The organism is Kribbella sp. CA-293567 (assembly GCF_027627575.1).
Taxonomy (GTDB): domain Bacteria; phylum Actinomycetota; class Actinomycetes; order Propionibacteriales; family Kribbellaceae; genus Kribbella.
On the sequence record NZ_CP114065.1, the window covers coordinates 4,627,803 to 4,652,411 of the forward strand.

Sequence of the window (24,609 nt, forward strand, 5' to 3'; positions counted from 1 at the left end):
CTGCAGAATCGACGTGAAGTGTCACAAGTGGTGCTACCACCACCCCTTGAGGGGAGCCAGGCCGCTGGGGCGGCGGCCGGCGGCGCAGCAGGATCAGGGTTAACAGTTCAACCCTTCCACAGTTAAGGACGAGCTCCCATGACGATGCTGACTTCGACGGACCACCGCGGGCCGGTCACCGGCGCCGAGCGGGCCCTGGCCCCGGATCTGATCCGTGGCGGGATGCTGCTGCTGATCGGCCTGGCCAACGCCGCCAACTTCGCGTTCGCCGGCCAGCCTGGCCTGAACGGCAGTCCGCACGGGCTGGAGCGGATCCTCAACTTCCTCAAGCTCACTCTGGTGGACGCCAGGGCCTATCCGGTGTTCGCGGTGATGTTCGGCTACGGCCTGGTCCAGCTGGCACGGCGCCAGCGCGCCGCGGGGACGACCGCGACCGGCGTACGGCGGATCCTGCTGAAGCGGAACGCCTGGCTGGCTGTCTTCGGTCTGGTCCACGCGACCCTGCTGTACTTCGGTGACTTCCTCGGCGCCTACGGGCTGGTCGGCATCGTCTGCACGTTGGTGCTGCTCAATCGCGGCGACCGGTTTCACCGGATCGTCTTGTGGATCTGGGGAGCGCAGGTTGTCTATGTGTTGGTGGTGGCCGCCTCGGCGGTGCGGGCGACCGTCAGCAGCAGCGGTCCGGCGTACGTGATGACCAACAGCCCGAACCCTTCGTTGGCGGCGACGAGCTACACCGACAGCCTGGTCGCACGACTGCAGGAGTACCCCACGCACACCGCCTACGTGCTCGGCTTCGTCGTGATCGTCTGGCTCGGCATCTGGGCCGCGCGGAAGCAACTGCTGGAGAACCCGCAGGCTCACCAGACTCTGCTGACCCGCGTCGCGGTGGTCGGCATGAGCGTCACCGTGCTCGGCGGGCTCCCCCAGGCTCTCGTCGCCGCCGGCTGGCTGCACGTCGACGAGGCAGCCTTCGACAAGATGGTCTTCCTGCACAACGTCAGCGGCCAGTACGGCGGCCCGGGGTACATCGCGCTCTTCGCTCTGCTGGTCATCCGGATCAACAAGCGAAGCCTGCCGGTGCAGGCCATCTCGGCGCTCGGGCAGCGGTCACTGTCGGGCTATCTCTTCCAGTCGGTGTCCTGGCTGGTCCTGCTGGCGCCCTTCACTTTGAATCTCGGTGACCGGCTCGGCCACACCGCCTTCACCGCCGCGGGGGTCGCAGTACTGGTCTGGACGATCTCGGTCGTGGCGGCGTACCAACTGAAGAAGCACTCGTACCGTGGTCCGGCAGAGACGCTGCTCCGCAAGCTGACCTACTGACCGCCAAAGCCGTAGGTGCACCCCGAACCAGCCCTGTCGCCCCGCGCTTGAAAGGATGCCGGTATGAACCACGACGACTTCGGCGTACCGGAACCGGAAAGCCTGACCTCGATGGGCGTGGCCGAGGACCCGATCGCCGAGTCGAGCGTGCGGCTGGCACTGCCGGCCGAGGCGGACGCGATCGGCGAGATCCAGGTCGCTGCCTGGCGTCGCGCGTACGACGGGCTGCTGCCCGCCGACGTGTTGGCCGACCTCGACGCGGCGCAGTTCGCCGCGCAGTGGCGGGCCGCCCTGATCGCTCCGGGCGAGGCACGCAACCGGGTGATGGTCGCCCTCGCCGGCCGGACCCTGGTCGGCTTCGCCGCGATCACCGCCTCCGACGACCCCGACTCGGACCCCCGCCACGACGCGGTGGTCGCCGAACTCGCGGTCGACCCGGAAGCGACCCGCGCCGGCCACGGCTCGCGGCTGCTCAACGCGGTGGTCGACACGATCCGCGCCGACGGCTTCCGTCGGGTGACCGTCTGGATCAACTCGACGGACGATGTACTGCGGAGCTTCTACGCCGACTCCGGCTGGGCCCCCGACGGCGCCCACCGCGAACTCGACCTCTACGGCGACGGCACCGTCCGGGTGAAGCAGATCCGGCTGCACACGGACCCTTCTCCCGCCGAGGACTAAACCTTCAGCGCGAACCGGCGGCGGTAGTCGCTGGGGGTCAGACCGGTACGCCGCCTGAGCTGGATCCGCAGGTTCGTCGCGGTCCCTAGCCCGCATTGCCTGGCAACGGCATCCAGCCGGATCTCGCCTGCCTCCAACAGCCGGCAGGCCAGCGAGACCCGCTCGCTGGTGAGCCAGGCGAGTGGTGTCGTGCCGAGCTCGGACTGAAAGCGGCGATGCAGCGTCGCCTGGCTCATCGCAGCGTGGGTCGCGATGTCCGCGATCGTCAACTGGCCGACGAGGTGATCGCGGATCCAGGCGAGCAGTGGAGCCAGCGAGGTGTCGGCGACGGGCGGCACCGGCTGGTCGATGAACTGGCGCTGGCCACCGTCACGGTGGGCCGTGTAGACGAGTCGTCGGCTGACCGCGTTCGCGACCTCGGCGCCGTGGTCGCGGCGGATCAGGTGCAGGCCGAGGTCGAGCGCCGCCGCGCTGCCGGCGGAGGTCAGAACGTTGCCATCGTCAACGAACAGCACATCGGGTTGCAGCAGCACGTCGGGGTAGCTGGTGCTGAACAGTTCGGCCCAGCGCCAATGGGTGGTCGCCCTTCTGCCGTCGAGTACGCCGGCCGCGGCCAGCGTGAACGCGCCGGTGCAGAAGCTCACCAGCCTCGCGCCGCGCGCGGCGGCCCGGCGTACGGCGTCGAGGACCGCGGGCGCCGGCGGCACCTCGGGGTCCGGGCGGTTCGGCACGATCACGGTGTCCGCGTCGTCGACCTGGTCGAGACCGGCGACTCCGGTCAGGGTGAAGAATCCGTTGTGCATGGGGATGGCCGGGTGCGGAGTACAGAGGACCAGGTCGTACCACTCGCGATCCAGTTCGGGGCGGCGCAGGCCGAACAGCTCCGTCGCGACCCCGAGCTCGAACGGGTTGGAGCCGGCGTCGACGATCACCGCGACCCGATGCGAGGATTGTTTCGACATACGCCATTCCTAGCACTCACGGGCCGAGGGCGCACCGGTTCACTCTGGTGACGTGACCAACGAACCGATCGACCTCCGCGCCGCCCTCCGCACCTTCGACGAGCTCTGGAGCCCGCGCATCGCCGCCCGGATCAACGACTACGACGTCCGGGTGACGCACGTCAGAGGCTCTTACGTCTGGCACGTCCACGACACCACCGACGAACTCTTCCTGGTTCTCGAAGGCCATCTCGACATCGCCCTCCGCGATCCCGAGGAACGCGTCGTCGCCCTCCCGGCGGGCACCCTCTTCGTCGTCCCGAAGGGCATCTACCACCGCCCCTTCTCCGACTCCGGCGCCCAGATCCTGGTGATCGACCCGGACGGCACTCCCACCACCGGCGACACCCATGACCCTCTCCCCGACCACATCAAGACCCACACGGGCCTCGACTTCTGACCCAGGTCAGGCCACGCAGAACTCGTTGCCCTCGGGATCTTGCAGCACCAGGTGGAATCCGTCCGCATCGTCGGCCGGGCGAGCGATCGTGGCACCGAGGGCCACCAGCCGAGCGGCTTCCTCTTCGATCCTGTCCCGGCGTTCGGCGCCCTCGAGGCCTGGGGCGACCTTGAGATCCAGGTGCAGACGGTTCTTGACCGACTTCGGCTCCGGCACCTGGAGGAAGAAGATGTCCGGGCGATCACGCACCTGGTCGACCAACGTGCGACCGGTGGGCCGCTGCTCGACCGGGATGCCCTGAGCGTCGGCCCACTCGTCCCAAGTGGTGAAGCCGTCGGGAATCGGCATCGGGAAGTCGTAGTCGCCGAGCGCTTGCCGCCAGAACCCGGCAACCAGGTCCGGATCGGTGCAGTCGAAGACGATGTGCAGGTCGAAAGCGGTCATGTCGTCTCCTGGCCGGCGCGGTAGAGGTCACGGAGGAGACAGATCTCGCCGCCGTGGTGCATGGTCTCGCGGTTGAGGTGAGTGATCAGGGCGAGCATCGAGTCATCGGCGTACGGCCCGGCTTTGGGGCCGAGAGGCGCGGCCAGGGCTTCGCTGTCGAGGCTCCTGATCGCGTCGTGCCACTTGCCGTACCAGTGATCGAGGAAGGCCAACCCGGCCTCGGCGGTGACAGGTAGATCGTCCGGAACGTGGCGCGGATCGAACATCGGCGCGTCGATCCTGTCGTCGAAGAAGGCACTGTGGCGGACGGCGAAACAACCGACCGCGATGTGCACGAGCCGCCAAGCGATCGTCGGCACGGGCGGCGGCGAAGGCTCAGGCTCCTCGAGGTCGAGGACGACCTTCCCGGTCTCGTCCGGATGCACCGTCCAACTCGGCAGCGCCGGCGCCCACTGGTACTCGTCATCGGTCAGCCCGTCGAGTCTCGGCCGCAGGTGGTAGTCCCAGTAGAACTCCAACTGCCCGATCAGCAACTCTCCACAGTCACTCATGCGCCGACCCTAGAACCCCGCACCGACAGAACGTCAGCGATAGGCGCGGGCTTGTACTTCGAAGAGGTCCGCGTAGCGGCCGCCGGCGGCGAGCAGGTCGCGGTGGGTTCCGGTTTCCACCAGCCGGCCGTCGTCGATCACCACGATGAGGTCCGCCATGCGCACTGTCGAGAAGCGGTGCGAGACCAGCACGGTGATCCCGCCGGTTCGGGCCGCGGTCTCCTTCGAGGCTTCGGCGAAACGCTCGTACAGCGCATGTTCCGCCTCCGGGTCCAGAGCTGCAGTCGGTTCGTCGAGCAGTAGCAGCAACGGCCGCTCACGGAGGAAGGCTCTGGCCAGCGCGAGCCGTTGCCACTGCCCACCCGACAGTTCCGCACTATCGGAGAACTGCGTCCCCAGTTGGGTGTCCAGCCCTGCGGGCAACTGCGCCACCACGGCCTCGGCCTCGCCTCGGACCAGCGCCGACCGGATCGCGTCGTCGTCTCCGGCCCGCGGCAGGTCGCCGACACCCACCACCTCCCGCGCCGTGAACTCGTACCGGACGAAGTCCTGATACCCGGCCGACAACCGTCGCCGCCAGCTCACCGGATCAACAGCACTCAGCGGTACGCCGTCCACCAGGATCTCGCCCTCCGTCGGGTCGTACATCCGCGACAGCAGCTTGACCAGGGTCGACTTCCCGGCACCGTTCGCGCCCACCAGCGCGACACTCGTCCCGGCCGGAATCATCAGATCGACAGCCTCCAGTACTCGCTCGTCGGTCCCCGGATAGGAGAACGAGACCCCGCGCAACTCGATCCCCTGCCGGAGCCGCTCCGGTGCGACTTCGACACTGTCCTCCCACGCATGATCGCGGGCATAGTCCCGCAGCCAGCGATAGACCCCGAACTGCCGCAGCGCCTGCCCCACGTAGGTGACGCTCTCCCCCGCCTGCGACGCGGCACCGTCGACCTGCGGCGCCAGTAGCACCACCAGTGCGAGGTCTCCCACCGACACAGCACCTCGTCGAGCTTGCACGATCAGGTAGACCACAGCAGCGAGATACCCCAGCCGGAAGACGATCCGGCCGACCGACCGGATCAGCATTCCCCGCAACAGCCCACGCCGCTCGTGCCAGGCCGCCATCCTGGCGTGCTCCCCGATCCGGTCGAGCAACGTCCCGCCGAGCCCGAACACCCGCAGCTCGACCGCCTGCCGTGGATCCTTGGCAACGGCCATCAACTGCCGGACCAGCCGGTTGTGCGGCTGCATCCGCTCGGCGGCCTCCTGCCGCCACCGCGTACTCACTCCAGCCGTCCACACCTGCCCGAACGCCAGCACGACCAGTACACCGAAGACGGGATGCACCTCGGTCAGCAACACCAGCACCACAACGACGTTCACGACGGTCGACAACAAGTCGATCAGCAGGACGGCGAAGTACCCGAGCTCCCGCGCGTCGTCACGCAACTGCGACAGCCGGTCGGCGACATCGGGCCGCTCGTGGTGCTCGATCCCCGGCACCTGAGTGGTGAGCCGCAGGATGTCGGCGACCACCGCGCGCTCGACCCGGTCCGCGGTCGCGTCCCGCAGATAGCCGGCGAACGAGGTCATCAGCATCACCGTCGAGGCGCCGACCAGTAGCAGCACTCCTGAACGGATCGCTTCCTGGCCTGCGCCCGAAACGCCGTCGACCACCAGTTTCACGCCGTAGGTGCTGATCGGCGCAAGCACCGCCCGCACACACCACAGCAACAAGCTCAACGTCGAGTGCAACGGCGCTGCTCGAAAGGCCGTGGAAAACCACAGCGGCACGGTCCTGAGCTGGTCACGCATCCAGATCACCGCCGAGGTAACGACCCGCCTGCAGCCGGAACATCGTCGCGTACCGGCCGGCTGCCGCCAGCAACTCGTCGTGCGTGCCCGACTCGACGATCCGGCCCTCGTCGAGCACACAGATCCGGTGCGCGTCACGAACCACCGAGAACCGGTGCGAGATGATCAGCGAGCTCACGCCGCGAGTGAGTTCCAGGTACTCCGAGACGAGCCGTGCCTCCGCCCGTACGTCGAGCGCCGCCGCCGGCTCGTCGAGCACCAGCACCCGCGCACCGCCCTGGACCGCGAACAACGCGCGAGCCAGCGCCACCCGCTGCCACTCGCCGCCCGACAGGTCGACGCCACCCTTCCACGCCTTGTCCAGCACAGTGTCCCAGCCGTTCGGCAATCCCTGAATCAGCTCGTCGACCCCGGCCCGGGCGGCTGCCGCCGCCAACGCCGCCTGATCGCCGATCCGCGAAACGTCCCCGAACCCGATGTTGTCGCGCACCGGCAGCGGATACTCCGCGAAGTCCTGGACGATCGCGGCGATCTGCCGTTGCCAGCTCGCCAGCGACGCCGGAGTGAGCGTGGCCAGATCGACACCGTCGACCGTGATCCGCCCACTGGTCGGCCGGTACGCACCGGCCAGCAACCTCACCAGTGTCGACTTCCCGGCACCGTTGATGCCCACCAGCGCCAGCGCTTCGCCGGTCCGTAACTCCAGGTCGAGTCCGTCGAACACCTTCCGGTCACTGCCCGGATAACCGAAACTCACCTGCTCGAAGCGAACCACCTCTCGGGGCGCGCCGGTCAGGTCCCGTTCCACCTCTCCCTGCTCGGGATGCCGCTCCTTGATGAGGTGGGAGACATTGACCATTGCCCGGTACGCCGTCAGCCCGCGCCCCACCTGCAGCGCGGTGTACGGCGTACTGGTCACCGCCAAGGTCAGCACCGCAGGCAGCACCGACGCGGTCTCGGTGACGGTCAACGAACCCTCGGAAGCGCGTACCGCGACCAGCACGATGGCCGCCGCGAACAACACCTGGTATCCGGCCAACGGCAGCAGCCCCACGATCGACCCACGACGCCGTACGCGCCAGATCGGCAGGATCGCGGCGGTCCACTCGGCTCGATAGCGTTCGACCAGCCAGCCGTGCAAGCCGAAGACCCTCAGCTCCTTCGCGCCTTCGTCGGTGCCGAGCTCGAACAGGTAGCGGGCCCGCCGCTGCCCTTCGGTGATGCCGTAGTACGCATCGACCTCGCCGCTGAGTTGCCGGGACTGCAACCGCTCGGTCACCAGCACGGCAGCCGCGAGCACGCCGGCCACCAGCCAGTCGAAAAGCACGCCGACGAGGACTGCCTGGGCGATCAGGTTGAGCCGGGCGGAGACGAGGGCGAGCGCGTGGACCAGCGAGGCACCGATCGCCCAGCCGTGAGCGCCGCGCGCACGCTCCTGCTCGTCGAGCACGGCAGGGTCGTCGAGATGGGCGATCCGCCGAGGCTCGAGCATCGGCCTGGTCAACCGTGGCCAGAGGTCGTGCGCGGTGGCGTTGGCCAGGGTCCACTCCGAGACGTCCTGCAGGTCCGGCAGCAGACCGCCGATCACGAACACGACGCCGAAGATGATGAACAGCGCCAGGAAGGAGCCGAGCGGAGCACCGTCCAGAACAGCCGGCATCTCCCCGACCACTCGGCCGATCAGCAGGTTGAGCAACGCACCGGTGCCCGCCGAGATCAATGCCAGCAGCAGCGCCGCCACCGTTGCCTTGGGCACCACCCGGTAGGCGTACCGCAGCAGCGTCAGCATCCGGACGATGGTAGTCGCGGCGTCATCGCACTATCAGCCGGGCGATCGGGCGACGGGCCGGGGGTGGTGCTCGACGGCCGTTGGTCGGCGTGACAGATTGCAACGGTCCGATCACGCTTGGCCATTCCTTGGAGAACGTATGAAGTTCCGTACCCTGGCCGTCGCCCTGGGTATCAGTATCGCCCTGCTGGCCATTCCGGGCTCCGGGGCGACCGCCTCATCGCAGTCGGGAATAGAGCGCGCGCAGACCGGTCCCAACAAGGTGGCCAACCGGTATCTCGAGCAGCGACCTGTGTGGAAGCAGTGCGGGGACCCGGAGTACCGGACGTACTGCGCCAAGATCACCGCGCCGCGCGACTGGTCCAACCAGTACTCCGGCAACGACATCGAACTGGCGGTCAGCAAGGTCACGCCGGCCGGGAAGGCGAAGCCGGGCCGCGTTGTCTTCGGCAACCCCGGCGGACCGGGTGGTGCGGGTCTCGGCATGGCGCCGTACCTGGCGAGCCAGCCGGGCATCGGCAAGAACCACCTCTTCGTCGGGTTCGATCCGCGCGGCACCGGAGACAGCTCGAACGTCACCTGTGCAGGCGCGCCCGGCTTCACGATGGACGCCCGGGACCGGGACAGCGCCAACCTGGATCTCATCGCCGCGGCGGCGGGCCTCACCAAGCCGTACTGCGAACGTCAGTCGCGCGGCCTGCTGCCCTATGTGAACACCGCGCAGACCGTTCAGGACATCGACCTGATCCGTCAGTTGCTCGGCTACGACAAGATCGACTGGGTCGGCTACTCGGGCGGCACTTGGCTCGGCGCCTACTACCAGACCTACTTCCCCGCGCACGTCGGCCGGTTCGTGCTCGACTCGAACACCGACTTCACCCGGCCGTGGACCGACACCTTCCTGGCCCAGCCGGAGGCGTTCGAACGGCGCTTCCGCGAGGACTTCGCGACCTGGGCCGCCAGGTACGACGGCGTCCTGAAGCTCGGCGCGTCGCCACGCTTGGTGATCAGAACCTACGAGCGGCTCCGGCGGGAACTGAAAAGGCAACCGGCCGTCGAGGAGTTCCTGGACGGTTCGGTGAAGATCACCTACGACCAGAACGCGCTGGACCAGATCGTCGCCAGTGATATGTACACCAAGGCCGATTTCCAATCACTCGCGCTTGATCTCGCTTTCCTGCGCGAACTGTCGGCGGCGCAGACCCGCGGCGGACCGAAGGCGGCGCAGCGCAAGGTCGACGCCCTGCCGCTGGCCCGGCAACACGAGCTGGTCCGGCGCGCGACCCGCGGTCCGGTCGGCCTGCCGCCGGTCGGGCGCCCCGCGATCGGTACGGCCTTCGCCGACGACGCCGAGAACGCGACCTTCACCGCGGTCACCTGCAACGACACGCCCTGGCCGCAGGGCCGCGAGTACGGCGATCAGCTCGCCGCCCGGCTCGGTCCGAAGTACCCGCTGCTCGGCTGGGGAATGAACGAAAATCCCTGTCTCTACTGGGATCGCCCGGACCTGCAGTTGCCCACACCGACCGGCAAAGGCTTGCCCACGACGTTGATGGTGCAGTCGGTCAACGACCCCGCCACGAACGTCTCGCTGGCCACCTCCGCCCATCGCCGGTACGCCGGATCCCGGCTGCTCACCATCACCGGTGAAGGCGACCACGGCATCTACGGCGGGGTGAACAAGTGCGCCGACAAGATCGTCAACACCTTCCTTGCCACCGGGGTGGCGCCGGCGAAGGACCTCAGTTGCAAGGGTGAAGGGATTCCGGCCGCCATCACGAATCATTCCGACGAGGACGGCGCCGGCGCGCCCCTGAACCGGATCGCCGGATTCACCAAAGCGGTCTCCGGATACCTGCACTGAGAATTCGCCCCGGCCCTCTTTCGAGAGATATTCCGGCCACGGAAAGCAAACGCCTCGTCACGATCCGCCAGATCGTGACGAGGCGTTCGTTGTCACCGGCCACTTGTCAGGGCTATGTCAGGGTTGCGTCCCTGTGCCACGCAGCGTGACCACGGGAACCTTGAGGCAGCGCGGGAGAACCGTGCACCGGCGGGGAGGGCCTGGTGCGGGTGACATCGCCGAACGCGGCTTCGGCCGGCTGTGAGGTGGGGGGACTGCCTGGGGGGTCAGACAGAACACAGCCGGCCGGGACCCGTTCATCGATGGAGGTTCCCGGCTTCCAGATCCCTCGCGGGGTACCTTCGATCCCCCAGGTCGTGGTGCCTCGCGAGGCTTTGTCGTGCCGCTGGAAGCAAGTCAGCGATGGCGGTCGGCGTACTGCGCCTGGTAGAGCGACGGTGGGAACAGGCCGGCGCGGTTGGCGCCTTCGATGTGGCCGGCCGGCTGGCTGAACGGGCCGTCACCGGTGATCACTCCCCGGCATCCGATCGCGTAGTTCTGCGCTGTCGGCGGCTTCTGCACGACCAGCCTGGCCGTTCCGGTGTCGCAGTTCCAGCCGACCGAGTGCGAGGTCGCCCAGCCGTGCCCGGTGCCGTAGTCGCCACGGTTGTAGATCCCCAGCACCAGGTCGACCTTCGGTGCGATGTCGCGGTGGTTGTCCCAGAGCAGGCCTTGGCTCCAGCGCCGGTGGCCTTCGCTCGACGCCAGCGCGCCTTCCGAAGTACCGCGAAGGAAGACGATGCCCGAGGCACTGCTGGCGCCGTTGGAGATGAAGGCGTGCCGGGCCTTGGTCGCACGGCAGTCGGCGAACAGCACCTGCTGCGAGAAGGACTCGCAGTTGAAGTTGTAGCGCAGCCCGCCGGTGACGACCGAGGCCGGATCGAGGGCGCGGCAGTTCCGGACCGTCACCCGGGTCGCCTCGGTGGTCTCGACGCCTGCCTTCGCGAAGTGCAGGAACGTGCTGTCCCGAACCCAGGCGTCCTCGACCTGGCGGACCTTGACCCCGACCCACGCGTGGGCCTCGTCCGCATCCGGGTCACCGGCGAACTGGATGTCGATCCGCAAGCTTTCCACCCCGACGCCGGTCACCAGGCCGGCCCGATCCCAGACGTACAGGTAGGACTGCGACAGGTCGCGCCGCAGGTGCTCGAACAGTGGCACGTCGACAGTCACCGTGTTGCCGCGGATCGAGCGGATGTAGCGGTTGTAGGTGATCGGCTGACTGTCGACGACCCAGCCGGCGTCCGTCGCGGTACCGCCGTGGTCGATCGCGGCGAGCCAAGCCTCCGTGCACGGATGGATCACGATGATGTTGTCGCCCGGCTTCAGGGCGGAGGCGTCGGCGACCTCGAACGAACGCGATCCGACCTGCACCCAGTCGCTGGTGATGTCGGTCCGGGTGCCGGGGACCTGCCCCTTCCACCCGGTACTGACCGAGCCGCCGAGCACGACCACGTCCCGCGAGACGGGCGTGTTGCCGGTCGCCTGGATGATGGTGTGCCGCCGTGGATCGGCGCCGTCGCCGGAGCCACGCAGTACGACGCCGGACTGGTTCACCCGGAGCGTACCGGCCACCGGGTAGTTGCCAGGGGCAAGCAAAAGCGCGCCGCGGAAGCCGTTGCGATCCGGCTTGCGGCTGCCGACCTCGTCGATCGCCGCCTGCAGGTGAGCGGTGTTGTCGCCGGCGATCGGCCGGACGGTCTTCACGGTCCGGACGTGCGGGATCGGGCTGTCGCCGTACTTGTAGCCGGCGTAGCTGAAGTCGGGAATCCGGTTCCCCTCGGCGTCGGCGGCGTAGACCAGCCGGTACTTCGCGTCGTACCGGACCAGGTCCGACTGCCACAGGCCCGCCGGCGCAGTCGCTCCCGAGGCCTGGGTCATGCCGAGCGAGCCTAGTGCCGCTCCCCCGACCACAGCTCCCCCGGCACCGAGCAGACTCCTCCTGCTGAACACGTTCGTCATCGAGCACCTTCCTGATGGGCGGATCAGGTGGCCCATCCTGCGGTGCGTCAGCCGACTTGGCAAGCGCTTACCGGCCTGTCGTGAACCGTTTCCCGTCAGATGGAACTCTTCCGAGCCCGGTCTCACCGGATCGGCCGGACCTGCACCACTGACCAACCTCCTCACGCGCTGTCCAGAGCGTGACGGCGAGCGTGGGACAGCGCGGTCAGCGGAGGTTAGTCAGTGGTGCAGGTCCGGGGGCTCCCGCGATGGCCGACCGAGCGGGAGCCCGGCGAGGCGGGGCGGGGCGGGGCGAGGTTGGCCCTGGGGGCGGCGCGGTCGAGACGGGCCGGGGCCGGTCTCATCGGATCGGCAGGACCTGCACCACTGATCAACCTCCGTCACACGCTGTCGAAAGCGTGACGGCGAGCGTGGGACAGCGCGGTCAGCGGAGGTTAGTCAGTGGTGCAGCTCCGGGGGCTCCCGCGACGGCCGAGACCGAGCGGGAACCCGGCCGGGCGAGGCGAGCCGGGGCGAGGCGAGCCGGACCGGGGGTTGGCCTGGGCGGGGCGAGCTCACGGCGGGGTGGGCGGAATCAGAGCAGGGGTGTGCGTTCCGGGCTGCCGTCGCCGCGGGGGTAGCCGTCGGCGACCGCGGCGAGGGGCGCCGTGCGGCCGGCCGACCAGGCGGTGCGGAAGGCTCGGCGGTCGAGGGTCTGCTCGATCGAGCGGCGGGTGGCGAGCTGATCAGGCTTCTCGATCTCAGGCACCGGCGCGCCGATGACCTCGCGGATTCCGTCGGCCGCGCCGAGCAGGAACGCCGCGTACTCCGTCCGGTCCCGCTGCTGGGCCACTGTCGCCAGTTCCTCCAGCACGCTCGCCGTCCGCCAGCGATCGCCGAGGTCACGGTGCTCGGCCAGGCTCTCGTCCAGCAGGTGCACCGCGCGATCGGTGAAACCCCGCCGCCGCTCGACGATGCCCAGCTGATTGAGCGACCACGCGACGCCTTCGCGGTAGCCGAGCCGCTGCGACAGCGCCAGGCTCTCCGTCAGCAGTTCCTCGGCCTCGGCCAGCTCCCCGCTGTACTGCGCGATCGCCCCCAAGCTGATCAGCGACCAGGCCAGCCCTTCGCCGTCGCCCAGCACGCGGAAGCTGTCCCGGGCCCGGCGACAGCGCCGCGCTCCGATCTCCAGATCTCCGCGCAGCCAAGCAACGAACCCGAGCTGGTTGTGGGCCCACGACATCCCCGACCGATCGCCCAGGCTCTCGAACAGGTCGTAGCTCTGGCAGTGCAGGTTCTCCGCGGTCAGATAGTCGCCGCGCTCGCGAGCCACACCGCCGAGCCGCTGCATCACCAGCGCGGTACCGGCGGTATCCCCCAGCTCCTGGTACTGCGTGAGCGCCGACTCCAGCCGGGTCGTGGCCACCTCGTACTCGCATTGCAGGAAGGCGAGCATCCCCGCCCCGAGCGTGGCCTTCGCCCGGTACTGCGGTTCGACTCCCGCCGTGTTCGCCATGCCCAGCGCGCGCTCGAGCCAACCGCTGCCCTCGGCGTAGTGTCCGCGCAGGTAGCAGAACAGCCACAGCCCGCCCGCCAGCCGGACCGGCTCACCCGCCGTACCGGCGCGCAAGGACCACGCCATCGCGGCCCGAAGGTTGTCGAACTCGCTATCGAGCCGGTCGAGCCACTCGGCCTGATCCGCACCTCTCAGGTGGTTCTCGGCCTCCTCGGCCAGCGCGATGCAGAAGGCCGCGTGCTGCCGGGCGACCTCGTCGGCGCGACCACTCGCGGTCAGCCGGTCGGCAGCGAACTCGCGGATCACGGCCAGCATGTCGTACCGCGCGGTCCCGCGATCTCTGCTGACCCGGATCAACGACTTGTCCACCAACCGGCTGGTGAGGTCGAGCGCACGGGCTCGCTCCAGCGGACCTGGGACGGCGACGCCGGACAGGACGGCCGCTGCGGCGTTCAAGGTCCAGCCGCCGACGAAGACCGAGAGCAGCGCGAACAGCTCACGCTCCGGCGGGGTCAGCAGCTCGTGGCTCCACTCGATCGCGCCGTACAGGGACTGCTGCCGGGGCCCCGCCGTGCTGCCGCCGCCGGCCAGGATGCCGAAGGAGGTCTCCAGCTCGGCGGCGAGCTCCTCGACGGTCAGCACGTTGGTGCGGGCGGCGGCCAGCTCGATCGCCAGCGGCATCCCTTCCAGCCTGCGAACCACCCGAGCGATCTGCTCGCGTTGCTCGACCGGTGCTTGGCCGCGCGCGGTGGCCCGGTCCACGAAGAGCTTCACCGCGGGCGAAGTGTCCAGCTGCTCGTCGGTCTCGGGCAGCCCGAGCGGCGGTACGACGTACACGCTCTCGCCGGGGATTCGCAGCAGTTCGCGACTGGCGGCGAGGACCGACAGGTTCGGGCAGTACTCCAGCAGGACGGAGCAGATCTCCGCGGCGTCGGCGACGACGTGCTCGCAGTTGTCGAGCACTAGCAGCAGCTGACGCCGGCCGATCTGCTCGGCAATCTCCAGCACCAGCCGGGTCCCGTCGAGCGGGTGCAGGCCGATCGACCCGGCCAGCGCCGGGGCGACTCCGGCCGGATCCGAGACCGGGGCCAGCGGCACCCAGCAGACGCCGTCCTCGAAGAAGTGAGCGACCTCGGCCGCGACCGCCAGCGCGAGCCGCGTCTTGCCCACGCCGCCCGGACCGCTGAGCGTCATCAGGCGAGTGATCCGGTCACCGACCAGCCGGCCGACCTCGGCCACCTCGTCCGCACGGCCGACCAGTTCATTGGCCGGGGCAGGGGCCGGGCGCATCGCCGAGCGCGGGCCGACGTCACCGTCGCGGCGGGCCGCGGTGGTGAGCTGGGCGCGATCGGGCGGGCCGAGACGAAGGGCGTCCGCGAGCAGCCGCAGCGTCTGCGGTCTGGGCGCTCGCCGGCGACCTCGCTCCAGCGCCGCGATGGCGTCGACGCTCAGACCGGCGAGCTCGGCCAGTTTCTCCTGCGACAGTCCGGCGTCACGCCGGTGCCGGCGCAGCAGATCGCCGAAACCCGTTGCCTGGGCGTCGTCCGAGCCGCGGCGAGACCCGTCTGAAGGCAAAGGACGGCCCACCCAGTCTCCGACCTCGTACATGGCGGTCGCCACGCACTCTTCGAAGGTATCCCGTTCCACGCCGCGTTGTCAGGCCATCCCGCACCGTTCGCGCCAACTCGCCGCAAACTGCCGGATTACCCCCGGGTACCGCCTGACCCGCCGGCGTGGTGCGCGATCGCCGTCCGCATCGAGGCGCGGGCCCGCTTGCGGTCACCGGCCGCGTCGTAGGCGGTCGACAGCCGGAACCAGACCCGCCAGTCGTCCGGCGCCGCCTCGGCCTCTTCCTTGTATTTCGTGAACGCGGCATCCGCGGCGGCCCGATCGATCCGGCCCGACGGGCGCCTCGGCAGATCGTCGACGGGCAGCCCGCCCGACTCGGCCAGCTCCCCCGCCAGCAGTTCGGTCTGCCGGCCGAACTGGAGCTCGCGCCAGACCAGGTACAGCCCGACCAGCGGGATCACCAGAACCGCGATCCCGAGTCCGATCGCCACCGGGTCGCCCGTGCCGATCAGCAGCACGCCGCGCCAGCCGAGCAGACCGGCGTACGCGACGAAGACGACCGCGATGACCGCTACGGCTCTCTTGGCGGACATCTCAGCCGAGGTCCATGAAGTGCTCGAGCCCGACGGTGAGCCCGGGCGTCTCGACGATCTTGCGGACGCCGAGCAGGACACCGGGCATGAACGACTCGCGGTGGATCGAGTCGTGCCGGATCGTCAGCGTCTCGCCGACGTCGCCGAGCAGGACCTCCTGGTGCGCGACCAGCCCGCGCAGCCGGATGCTGTGCACGGGGATCTCGTCGACGGCCGCTCCCCGCGCGCCCTCGATCCCGGTGCTCGTAGCGTCCGGGAGCAGCCCCGAACCGGCGGCCTTGCGGGCTTGCGCGATGAGTTGCGCGGTCCGCCCCGCGGTACCGGACGGGGCGTCGACCTTGTCCGGGTGGTGCAGCTCGATGATCTCGACCGATTCGTAGTACGGCGCGGCCCTGGCGGCGAACTGCATCATCAGCACGGCGCCGATGGAGAAGTTGGGGGCGATCAGGACCCCGGTGCCGGCGCTTGCCTCGAGCTGCGCGCGCAGCGTCGCCAGCCGCTCCTCGGTGAAGCCGGTGGTTCCGACGACCGCGTGGATGCCGTGCTCGATGCACCAGGCCAGGTTGTCCATCACGACCTCGGGGCGGGTGAAGTCGACGACCACCTCGGCACCGGCCGTGCCGAGCGCCTCGAGCTCGTCGCCATGGTCGAGCGCCGCGACCAGCTCCAGGCCGTCCGCCGCCTCGACGGCCAGGCACGACTGAGCCCCCATCTTTCCTTTGGCGCCCAGCACCGCAACCTTGATCATCCGTACCCTCTCCTAGCGCCCGACCCGTCCGGGCAAGGATCTCACTGCGCCGCCGCCGGCCGGCGCTCAGGGAGTCTGGCGGGCCAGCTCGGCGGCCGGGACGTAGACCAGCAGATTCATCGTGGCGCTGGGAGGCGCGACCAGTTCGTAGTCGGTCTTGAAGTCCAGGCCGCAGCTGCGGAGCGCCTCGACGTCCAGCTGGGTGACCCGCCGGTTGAAGATCAGCAGCGGCGTGCGCGGGTCGGGGCGAGGTTGGTGTCCGGAGCAGACCTCGACGATGCCGGCCACGGTCCGCTGACGCTCCCGGGGCGCGATCCAGGCTTCGCCGAAGGGACGGCCGCGCAGCACCAGGATGGTGCCGGCCATCTTGTCGAAACCGATGATCGGGCGGCCCGACGGGGTCGTATAGGGCTTCAGGAGGTTGTTCAGCCCGTCGAACCGGCGCGCCTTCGCAGGGGCCACCTTCAGATCGCCCAGCGGCTTGAGATCAGTGGCCGTGGTGAGTTCGCTGTACGGCTCGGAGCGATAGGGGTTGAGGATCAGCCCGCCGTACGAGATGGCGGCCACGGCGACGAGCGCGCCGGCGGCGACCACGGCGGTCGTCGTACGGGCGACTGCTGGGGCCTTGCCGATGCTGGTGAGCACCGCGATCATCAGCGCTGCCCAGGCGGCGAACGCGTTGAAGCCGATCATGAAGGGCGGGGTGTTGGTCCCGAACGCCTGCACGAACGGCAGTACGGCGAGCAGGCCGAGGATGACCCAGGAGCGGAGATTCTCCCTGCCTGGCGACCATTGCCCGGTGACCAGTGCGGTGACGGCCGTGATCAGAGCGACGAGTACGGCGGCCAGCAGGGTGACCTGGAACTTGCCGTTGTTCGCCGTACCGCCTTGGAGCCCGCCCTTGTCGAGCGCCTGGTAGACCGAGACCGCCAGACCGGCCGCGGTGAGCAGCCAGGCGGGGATTCGCAGTACGGGCTTGCGGGCGACGACGGCGACCGCTGCGGCGATCAGCAGCGAGAAGTGCTGCTTGACCGTCCTGCCGAGCAGCTCGGTGCTGGTGGTCCAGTACATCTGGATCAGGGTCGCCGGAGTGTAGGAGGTGTCGGCGATGAAGCGATTGACCGCGAGAACCCCAGGCACCGCCACGGTCAGGCTGACCACGAAGAGATGAACCACGATCGCGACCACGACGACCCCGGCCAGGGCCCACAGGATCCCGCGCCCGACTGCCTTGACGCCTTGACCGCTCAGCACCACGATCGCGGCCACCACGATCAGGCCGATCACCACCACCGACGACCACTTCGCCACCACCATCACGCCGATCACCAGCCCCGCCAGCACGAGCGCCCAGACCGGCGGCTTGCGATCCTGCTCGATCGCCGCGGCGGCCCAGAGCACGCACGAGACCACGGTGATCGAACCGAGCAGCACCACATCGTTGTACGCCGGGCTGAGCGGCAGCCAGCTGTAACACATTCCCCCGGCCGCGGCGATCGCCGCGACTCCCGCGACCTCCCAGATTCTCGTCTTCGGCGCCTCCGGCCGGCGGACCCGCAGCCACCGCATGAAGCTCCAGCCGAAGAACGCGTGCGCCAGCACCACCGTCACCAGCCGGAAGACGCGAAGGCCGACGATGTCCCAGCCGAGAAGCTGGAAGACCGGCCCGTAGATGTACTGGATCCCGGTCAACGCCAGCGGATTGCTACTCCACCACCGGTACGACAGCAGGTAGTAGCCCTCATCGGTGATGTCGAACCCGTGGTCGACGGTCCTCGCCGCGGTCACCACCCAGACGGCGATCACCACACCGGCGAGAGCGATCACCGCCCACAACCCACCCCGCACCCGCGAGGTGACGCCGTCCGGAACCACACCAGAGCTCACCGAAGCACCCTAGATCACTGCTCAGATCCAGCGCCCGCGGACTGCACGTGAACTTGCCGGGGTCTGCTTGTCGGCGTACAAGCAGACCCCGGCGAAGCATCAAGCGGACCGACCGTCAAGGACTCCGGGTTCAACAGCAGACTGCGGCGTCACCCGCTTCCAACCTCCGGGCAGACCTCCGGCTTGATCTGGAAGAACTGCACCGAACTGACGCGGTCGCCCCAGTCGTCACCACCGGTCTCGTAGGCACTCAGGTCCCACACCCGTGACGGCGTCCCGCGGTAGCCGGCCGGTTTGATGCTGATGCAGGAGCCCCGGTAGTTCTTGTCGGCGAACAGGACCATCCAGTACGGGGACTTGTTCCACAGCGAGTGCGCCTTGTCGCCGTGGCCCTCGGGGTGCAGATCCGGCACCGACCGATCGAGCTGCTTCGCGTCTCCGTTGAAGTTCCGGTCGTGCCACAGACAACCGAGCGGAGCGAAGCAGGTTTCCTGCACCTTCGCCTGCGCCGGTGCCGGGGACAGCAGGCCAACAGCCGCGACGCCCGAGGCTGCCACGAGGCCGACCAGCTTTCGTGCCGAGGTGAACTTTCCTTGTTTGCGAATCTGCACAGTTCCTCCGAAGATCGGTTCGAACCTGGTTGAGCTCCCATCGTGTGACCACCGAACCCGCGGTAGGGCAATCCCGGACGAATCCGGATATGAGTCTCGGCCGCCGGTCGCTCCGGCAGCTGGTGCAGCAGTTCTGATCAGCCGGTGCTGACAAAACTGTTCCTGGTGGTTCGGACAACCAGTACTAGGTGAGTGACGCCGAGTAGCTCGACTGGGCGTCTTCGGCGAAGTGGCAGGAGACGGTCTGCCCGGTCGGGATCTCTCGCAGCTCCGGCACCTCGACGGAGCACCGCGCCTCGGCGCGCAGGCAGCGCGTGTGGAAGCGGCAGCCGGAAGGCGGGCTGACCGGGGACGGCGGGTCGCCCGCGAGGACGATCCGTTTGCGGCCCTGGCGCGCGAGACCGGGCTCGGCCGACAGCAGCGCCTGGGTATACGGATGAGCCGGTACGTCGTACACCTCGTGGTGCTCGCCCAGCTCGGCCACCCGCCCCAGATACATCACCGCGACGCGATCGGACACGTGCCGCACCACCGACAGGTCGTGGGCCACGAAGATGATGCTCAGCCCGAGCTCGCGCTGCAGCCGCATCAACAGGTTCACCACCTGCGCCTGCACGGAGAGGTCCAGCGCGGACACCGGCTCGTCGCAGAGCAGCACATCGGGGTTCAGCGCGATGGCCCGGGCGATCCCGATCCGCTGTCGCTGACCACCCGAGAACTGATGCGGGAACCGCGTCTCGTCCTCGGCCCGCAGACCGACCAGCTCCAGCAGCTCCCGCACCCGGGAACGGATGTTCAGGCCCTTCGACACGTCCGGGTGCACCTCGAGCGGCTCAGCCACGATCTCGCCGACGCGCATCCGCGGATTCAGACTCGAGTACGGGTCCTGGAAGACCACCTGCACGTTGCGACGCCACCGCCGCAGCTCGCGCCCGCCCATCTTGCTGACGTCGGCCCCGCCGTAGAGCACCGACCCGGAGGTCGGCTTCTCCAACGCCGCGAGCAGTCGCACGAGCGTCGACTTGCCGCAGCCCGACTCCCCCACGATGCCGAGCGACTCGCCCTTCCGCAGTACGAGATCCACGCCGTCGACAGCGCGGACCACCGTCTTCTGACCGAACGAGAACGCCGGGCTGATGTCGTAGTGCTTCACCAGTTCCGTTGCCCTCAGCAACACATCATTCATCGGACCGCCTCCTGCGCAGGCATCGACGTACGGCGAATGCAGGCCGCGTCCCGTCCGGGCGCGACCGTCAGCAACGGCGGCACCGTGACGGCGCAGTCCTCGATCGCGTGCGGACAACGGGTCCGGAAGGCACAGCCTGACGGGATCGCCCGCAACGAAGGCGGCGTACCGGGGATGGTCGGCAGTTCCTGACCCTTCAGGTCGGCCGACGGCATCGAGCCCAGCAGCCCTTCCGTATAAGGATGAACCGGACGCTCCAAGGCCTCCGCCGTAGCAGCTCGTTCGACCACATGCCCGGCGTACATCACCACCACGTTGTCGGCCACGTCCGCCACCACACCGAGGTCGTGGGTGATCAGCACGACGCCCATGTCCCGCTCGGCCTGCAGTTCCGCGATCAGCTCGAGGATCTGCGCCTGCACCGTCACGTCGAGTGCGGTCGTCGGCTCGTCGGCGATCAGTACGTCGGGGTCCAGCGCCAGCGCCATCGCCAGCATCACCCGCTGCCGCATCCCACCGGAGAACTCGTGCGGATAGTCGTGCACCCGCTTCGCGGCGGCCGGGATCCGCACCTGGTCGAGCATCTCGGCCGCCCGTTTCATCGCGTCCGAATTCGACAGCCCACGATGCACCCGGTAGCACTCGGCGATCTGCTTGCCGACCGACTGCACCGGGTTGAGCGCCGACAACGAGTCCTGGAACACCATCGTGATCCGGTCGCCGACGATCCTGCGCCGTTCCTTCACCGTCATCGCGATCAGGTCCGCGCCCCGGTACTTCGCCGTACCGGACACGATCCGCCCCGGCGGCATCTCCAGGATGCCGGTCAGTGCCTGGGTGGAGACGCTCTTCCCCGATCCCGATTCCCCGAGAATCGCCAGCGTCTCACCCGCCCGGACCTGCCAGGACACCCCATCGACCGCCCGCACCCGCCCCCGGGGGGTGTCGAACTCGACGCTGAGGTCCTCGACCTCGAGCAGTACTTCGCCCATCGTGTCGGTCATCTCAGCAACTTCGGGTCGAGGGCGTCGCGGATCGAGTCGCCGATGATCATGAACGAGATCGTCATCGTCGAGATGAACAGCGCCGGCCAGACGAACAGGTGTGGGGTGTCCCGGAACGACGCCGCGACCCCGAACTGCGAACCCCAGGAGATCGACGGCGGCTGCAGTCCGACGCCCAGGAAGGTGAGCGCCGCCTCCAGGCCGACCATGCCGCCGATGCCCAGCGTCGTCATCGCCAGCAACGGGGCCATCGCGTTGGGGAACACGTGTTTGCGGAGGATCCGCAGCGGCGGTACGCCGACCGAGCGGGCGGCCAGCACGTACTCGCGGTTGCGGATCGTGAAGACCGTCGAGCGCATCAACCGCATCCCGCCGGGCCAGCCGATCACCAGGATCACCCCGACGATGATCCAGATGCTGCGGTTCGGCACCGAGTTCAGGATGACGATCAGGATCACGATGCCGGGGACGGCGAAGAGCACGTCGGCGGTGCGCGAGATCAGCGCGTCGACCGCACCGGGGAAGTACCCGGCCAGCAGACCGAGTGAACCGGCGAGCACGAAGATGCCGAAGCTCGCGATCAGGCTGACCAGCACCGACGGGCGGGCGCCGTACACGACGTTGGCGAAGTAGTCGCAGCCCTGGATGTCGAAGCCGAACGGATGCCCCGGTCCGCTGCCCTGCCGCGACTTCCCCAGCTCGCACAGCCGTGGATCGACCGAGGTGAAGAGTTTCGGCACGGCCGCCATCAGGAAGAACACGAGCAGCAGCAAGCTGCAGACGATGAACTGCGGCTTGCGCAGCAGAGCCCGCAGCAGTTCGCGGTTGGAGAGTGTCCGGCCGTCGGCGAGATCCTGGCTCTCGGCGCCGGCGACCGCCTGGAGCTCAGACATTGCGCGCCCTCGGATCGAACAGACCGTAGAGCACGTCGACGATCAGGTTGATCACGATGAAGGAGACGAACGCCAGCGTCGACAGCAGTACCACGACCCCACCCTCCTTGAGCTTGATCGCCTGGAACATGAACTGCCCCAGGCCGGGCAGGTTGAAGATGGACTCGGTGATGATCGCGCCACCGAACATCCCGGCCAGATCGATTCCGATGAAGGTGATGATCGGCAGCATCGCGTTCGGCAGGATGTGCCGCCACAGCACCCGCTGCTCCCCCAGCCCCTTGGCCCGGGCCGTCTTCACGAAGTCGGCGTTCACCGTCTCCACGATCGACGTCCGCATCAGCCGGGCCAGCCCGGCGAAGCCGAGCAACCCGATCACCAGAGCCGGCAGCAGATAGGCGTGCGGAAAGCCCTCCCGGATACCCGAGACCGGGAACCACTTCAGCTCGACGCCGAAAACGTACTGCGCCGCGAAGTACGCCACCAGGCCCGGTACCGCCAGCAGCACCAGCGTGACCAGCAACAGCGACCGATCGACCAGGCCGTTGCGCTTGAAGCCCGCGTAGATCCCGAACAGCAGGCCGAACGTCCACTGGAACGCGTTGGCCAGCAGCGTCAGTTTCAGCGTCACCGGGATCCGCAGCCGCAACTGGTCGGCGATGTCCGCGCCCGCGAACGTCGTACCGAAGTTGCCGGTCAGGATGTCCTTCATCGACAGCAGGTACTGGACGATGAAGGGCTGATCCAGGTGGAACTGCGCTCGCTTCGCCGCCAGCACGGCGGCCGGGATCGGCTTGTCACCGGCCAGTTCCCGCAGGGGGTCTCCAGGCATCGCGAAGACGAGCGCGAAGACCCCCAGCGTGACGATCACGCCGATCGGTACGGCCGCCAGCGCGCGGCGGAGGACGAACCGGGTCACTGGAACGTGGAGTAGAGCGCCTGAACGCCGGTGTACTTCGACACCCGGGGCTCGATCTTGGCCGAGTGCAGGTAGGCGTTCTGCTTGGCGTACAAGGGGATCAGCGGCATATCCTCCAGCGCGATGTCCTCGGCCTGCTGGTACAACTTGATCGCCGCCTCCGAGTCGGACTGCGAGTCGCCTTGGGCGAGGACCCTGTCGAGCTCGGGGTTGTTGTAGCCGGAGAAGTTCGCGTCACCCGTGGACTTGAACATCGGTGACAGGTAGTCCTCGATCGACGGGTAGTCGTGCCCCCAGCCGCTGAACCGCAGGCCGTCCAGCTTGCGGGTGTCGGCCAGTTCGGTGATCTCCGAGCCCTGCTTGCCGGTGTACTTCACCTCCAGGCCGAGGTTCTGCCGCAGCATGTTGCCGATCGCCTCGGCGAAGATCTGGCCGGTCGCCGAGGTGGTGTTGTAGTTGATGTTGACCGGGCCGGAGAAGCCGCCGGCCTCGGCCAGCAGGGTCTTGGCCTTGGCCACGTCGAAGTCACAGAATTTGCAGGCGTCGGCGCGGTAGCCGTCGATGTCCGGGGAGACCAGGCCCTTGGACGGGGTGGCCAGACCGACCAGGTCGGCCATCGCCTGCCGGTCGATCGCCAGCGAGAACGCGTGCCGCAGCTTGGGGTTCTTGTAGCGCTGGTCCCAGGCGGGCAGGGTCAGGTAGTTGGCGCCGGAGCTCTCGCCGGTGACCCAGCCGTCGGGCGCATCGGTCTTGAACGTCTTCACCTTGGTCGCCGGGACGTCCACGAAGTCGACCGTGCCGGCCAGGAACTCGTTGTACGCCGTGTCCGCGTTGGGGATGAAGCGGTACGTGATGGCCGTCGCCGCGGGAGCGTTCGGGCCCTTGTACCCGTCCCACTTGGCCAGCTTGATGTCGCCGCCCGCGGTCCACTCACCGTCCAGCTTGAAGGCGCCGTTGCCGATCGGCTTGCGCTTGTAGGCGTCGGGATCCTTGCGGACCTCCTCGGGCAGCGGCGCCAGACCGAGGTACTGCAAGGTCAGCCCGAACTGGGAGAAGGGCACCTTGAGCTTGACCGTGAAGGTCAGGTCGTCGACCTGCTTGAGCCCGCTCAGCGTCTTCACCGTGGTCGGCTTCGGCGTCGCGCCCTCGGGGGTCTCCGGGTTCAGTGCCTCGTAGCCCTCGATCTTGGAGAAGAAGCCGTTGTTCTTCCACGCGGTGGAGCCCTGCGCGGTGAGGTTCCAGCTGTCGACGTAGTCCTTGGCGGTGAGCGGCTGACCGTTCTGGAAGGTGTTGCCGGTCTTCAGCTTCACCGTCCAGGTCTGGCTGCTCTTGTCCGGGGTGACGGAGTCGGCCATCACGTTGACGGTCTTGCCGCTCTGCGGGTCGGTGGTGACCAGCGGCGCGAAGATCGCCTGCGCCACCTGAATCCCCGGGCTGCCGTTCTCGTTCAACGGATTGATGTACTCCAGCGGGTCCGCGGCGATCGCGATCACCATGCTCTTGTCCCCGCCGGCTCCCGAGCCGTTACCACCGCTCTTGCCGTCACCACAGCTGCTGAGCACCAGAGCGAGACCGAGCGTCACCCCCAGAACACCAGTGACTCGTCGCACGTCGAACCAACTTCCTCGGCGGAGCGCCGGTAGGCGGAATAGCCGCCATGTTTGCCGGTCGAAACTGCGCATGTCAACGTTGTCAACGACAAACCTGAGGCAAGTAACAAATGCGTTACCTTAGCGAGACCTCAGAGCACCCCGGCACATCAGGCGCGTGGTGGTCAAGATCTGAGCCCGATTACCCGAAGTCATCAGACCTTCAGCGGCCGGAGTCACGCTGAG

The 24,609-nt window shown here is 68.4% G+C and carries 20 protein-coding genes; 4 read left to right on the forward strand and 16 right to left on the reverse strand.

Features of this window, described 5'->3' with window-relative positions; genetic code table 11:
• Positions 1-138: 138 nt before the first annotated feature.
• Positions 139-1,323: a DUF418 domain-containing protein gene (locus tag OX958_RS21185; RefSeq protein ID WP_270130794.1), complete on the forward strand. Its 1,185-nt coding sequence runs from the start codon at positions 139-141 to the stop codon at positions 1,321-1,323.
• A 63-nt stretch (positions 1,324-1,386) separates the two neighbouring features.
• Positions 1,387-2,004, forward strand: coding sequence for a GNAT family N-acetyltransferase (locus OX958_RS21190; RefSeq protein ID WP_270130795.1), 618 nt, complete (start codon positions 1,387-1,389; stop codon positions 2,002-2,004).
• Here OX958_RS21190 and OX958_RS21195 read toward each other — a convergent pair.
• Complete coding sequence (locus OX958_RS21195) at positions 2,001-2,966, reverse strand: GlxA family transcriptional regulator (RefSeq protein WP_270130796.1); 966 nt, start codon at positions 2,964-2,966, stop codon at positions 2,001-2,003. The genes OX958_RS21190 and OX958_RS21195 overlap by 4 nt on opposite strands.
• 52 nt (positions 2,967-3,018) lie before the next feature.
• Here OX958_RS21195 and OX958_RS21200 point away from each other — a divergent pair, with 52 nt between their 5' ends.
• Positions 3,019-3,405 (forward strand): cupin domain-containing protein, encoded by a 387-nt coding sequence (locus OX958_RS21200; protein WP_270130797.1) that lies wholly within the window; start codon positions 3,019-3,021, stop codon positions 3,403-3,405.
• Positions 3,406-3,411: 6 nt separating this feature from the next.
• Here the strand turns inward: OX958_RS21200 and OX958_RS21205 are convergent, their stop codons facing one another.
• The 4 genes from OX958_RS21205 to OX958_RS21220 are packed head-to-tail and all read right to left on the reverse strand — an operon-like array spanning position 3,412 to position 8,004.
• Positions 3,412-3,849, reverse strand: a complete 438-nt coding sequence (locus OX958_RS21205; protein ID WP_270130798.1) for a VOC family protein — start codon at positions 3,847-3,849, stop codon at positions 3,412-3,414.
• Complete coding sequence (locus OX958_RS21210) at positions 3,846-4,400, reverse strand: DinB family protein (RefSeq protein ID WP_270130800.1); 555 nt, start codon at positions 4,398-4,400, stop codon at positions 3,846-3,848. Before OX958_RS21210 ends, OX958_RS21205 begins: the two co-directional genes overlap by 4 nt.
• A gap of 33 nt (positions 4,401-4,433) precedes the next feature.
• A complete protein-coding gene (locus OX958_RS21215) occupies positions 4,434-6,155 on the reverse strand; it encodes an ABC transporter ATP-binding protein (RefSeq protein ID WP_270130802.1) in 1,722 nt (573 codons plus the stop codon).
• A gap of 52 nt (positions 6,156-6,207) precedes the next feature.
• A complete protein-coding gene (locus OX958_RS21220; RefSeq protein WP_270130804.1) occupies positions 6,208-8,004 on the reverse strand; it encodes an ATP-binding cassette domain-containing protein in 1,797 nt (598 codons plus the stop codon).
• 139 nt (positions 8,005-8,143) lie between these two features.
• Here OX958_RS21220 and OX958_RS21225 point away from each other — a divergent pair, with 139 nt between their 5' ends.
• On the forward strand, positions 8,144-9,868 hold the full coding sequence (locus OX958_RS21225; RefSeq protein ID WP_270130806.1) for an alpha/beta hydrolase: 1,725 nt from the start codon (positions 8,144-8,146) through the stop codon (positions 9,866-9,868).
• A gap of 396 nt (positions 9,869-10,264) precedes the next feature.
• On the opposite strand, the gene OX958_RS21230 is transcribed toward OX958_RS21225, so the two are convergent.
• The 11 genes from OX958_RS21230 to OX958_RS21280 all read right to left on the reverse strand — a co-directional run bounded on the left by OX958_RS21230 (position 10,265) and on the right by OX958_RS21280 (position 24,384).
• Positions 10,265-11,869 (reverse strand): hypothetical protein, encoded by a 1,605-nt coding sequence (locus OX958_RS21230; RefSeq protein ID WP_270130807.1) that lies wholly within the window; start codon positions 11,867-11,869, stop codon positions 10,265-10,267.
• 574 nt (positions 11,870-12,443) lie between these two features.
• On the reverse strand, positions 12,444-14,972 hold the full coding sequence (locus OX958_RS21235) for an ATP-binding protein (protein ID WP_270130809.1): 2,529 nt from the start codon (positions 14,970-14,972) through the stop codon (positions 12,444-12,446).
• Positions 14,973-15,067: 95 nt separating this feature from the next.
• On the reverse strand, positions 15,068-15,526 hold the full coding sequence (locus OX958_RS21240) for a hypothetical protein (protein WP_270130811.1): 459 nt from the start codon (positions 15,524-15,526) through the stop codon (positions 15,068-15,070).
• Position 15,527: 1 nt separating this feature from the next.
• A complete protein-coding gene (gene dapB / locus OX958_RS21245) occupies positions 15,528-16,274 on the reverse strand; it encodes a 4-hydroxy-tetrahydrodipicolinate reductase (RefSeq protein WP_270130813.1) in 747 nt (248 codons plus the stop codon).
• Between the two features lie 66 nt (positions 16,275-16,340).
• Positions 16,341-18,161, reverse strand: coding sequence for a hypothetical protein (locus tag OX958_RS21250; protein WP_270130815.1), 1,821 nt, complete (start codon positions 18,159-18,161; stop codon positions 16,341-16,343).
• Between the two features lie 149 nt (positions 18,162-18,310).
• Positions 18,311-18,772, reverse strand: a complete 462-nt coding sequence (locus OX958_RS21255; RefSeq protein WP_270130818.1) for a peptidase inhibitor family I36 protein — start codon at positions 18,770-18,772, stop codon at positions 18,311-18,313.
• A 184-nt stretch (positions 18,773-18,956) separates the two neighbouring features.
• A complete protein-coding gene (locus tag OX958_RS21260; protein ID WP_270130820.1) occupies positions 18,957-19,958 on the reverse strand; it encodes an ABC transporter ATP-binding protein in 1,002 nt (333 codons plus the stop codon).
• Complete coding sequence (locus tag OX958_RS21265) at positions 19,955-20,962, reverse strand: ABC transporter ATP-binding protein (protein ID WP_270130822.1); 1,008 nt, start codon at positions 20,960-20,962, stop codon at positions 19,955-19,957. Before OX958_RS21265 ends, OX958_RS21260 begins: the two co-directional genes overlap by 4 nt.
• Complete coding sequence (locus OX958_RS21270) at positions 20,959-21,855, reverse strand: ABC transporter permease (RefSeq protein WP_270130824.1); 897 nt, start codon at positions 21,853-21,855, stop codon at positions 20,959-20,961. Before OX958_RS21270 ends, OX958_RS21265 begins: the two co-directional genes overlap by 4 nt.
• The gene (locus OX958_RS21275; RefSeq protein WP_270130825.1) at positions 21,848-22,774 is read right to left on the reverse strand and encodes an ABC transporter permease; all 927 of its coding nucleotides are present in this window, start codon (positions 22,772-22,774) and stop codon (positions 21,848-21,850) included. Before OX958_RS21275 ends, OX958_RS21270 begins: the two co-directional genes overlap by 8 nt.
• Positions 22,771-24,384 (reverse strand): peptide ABC transporter substrate-binding protein, encoded by a 1,614-nt coding sequence (locus tag OX958_RS21280; RefSeq protein WP_270130826.1) that lies wholly within the window; start codon positions 24,382-24,384, stop codon positions 22,771-22,773. Before OX958_RS21280 ends, OX958_RS21275 begins: the two co-directional genes overlap by 4 nt.
• Positions 24,385-24,609: the final 225 nt, after the last annotated feature.

Excerpts from the sequence above, each read along its gene's own strand:
- dapB (WP_270130813.1), bottom strand. The coding sequence starts at position 16,274 with ATGATCAAGGTTGCGGTGCTGGGCGCCAAAGGAAAGATGGGGGCTCAG.
- OX958_RS21210 (WP_270130800.1), bottom strand. The coding sequence starts at position 4,400 with ATGAGTGACTGTGGAGAGTTGCTGATCGGGCAGTTGGAGTTCTACTGG.
- OX958_RS21205 (WP_270130798.1), bottom strand. The coding sequence starts at position 3,849 with ATGACCGCTTTCGACCTGCACATCGTCTTCGACTGCACCGATCCGGAC.
- OX958_RS21270 (WP_270130824.1), bottom strand. The coding sequence starts at position 21,855 with ATGTCTGAGCTCCAGGCGGTCGCCGGCGCCGAGAGCCAGGATCTCGCC.
- OX958_RS21265 (WP_270130822.1), bottom strand. The coding sequence starts at position 20,962 with ATGACCGACACGATGGGCGAAGTACTGCTCGAGGTCGAGGACCTCAGC.
- OX958_RS21225 (WP_270130806.1), top strand. The coding sequence starts at position 8,144 with ATGAAGTTCCGTACCCTGGCCGTCGCCCTGGGTATCAGTATCGCCCTG.
- OX958_RS21240 (WP_270130811.1), bottom strand. The coding sequence starts at position 15,526 with ATGTCCGCCAAGAGAGCCGTAGCGGTCATCGCGGTCGTCTTCGTCGCG.
- OX958_RS21185 (WP_270130794.1), top strand. The coding sequence starts at position 139 with ATGACGATGCTGACTTCGACGGACCACCGCGGGCCGGTCACCGGCGCC.
- OX958_RS21260 (WP_270130820.1), bottom strand. The coding sequence starts at position 19,958 with ATGAATGATGTGTTGCTGAGGGCAACGGAACTGGTGAAGCACTACGAC.
- OX958_RS21230 (WP_270130807.1), bottom strand. The coding sequence starts at position 11,869 with ATGACGAACGTGTTCAGCAGGAGGAGTCTGCTCGGTGCCGGGGGAGCT.
- OX958_RS21195 (WP_270130796.1), bottom strand. The coding sequence starts at position 2,966 with ATGTCGAAACAATCCTCGCATCGGGTCGCGGTGATCGTCGACGCCGGC.
- OX958_RS21220 (WP_270130804.1), bottom strand. The coding sequence starts at position 8,004 with ATGCTGACGCTGCTGCGGTACGCCTACCGGGTGGTGCCCAAGGCAACG.
- OX958_RS21235 (WP_270130809.1), bottom strand. The coding sequence starts at position 14,972 with ATGTACGAGGTCGGAGACTGGGTGGGCCGTCCTTTGCCTTCAGACGGG.
- OX958_RS21190 (WP_270130795.1), top strand. The coding sequence starts at position 1,387 with ATGAACCACGACGACTTCGGCGTACCGGAACCGGAAAGCCTGACCTCG.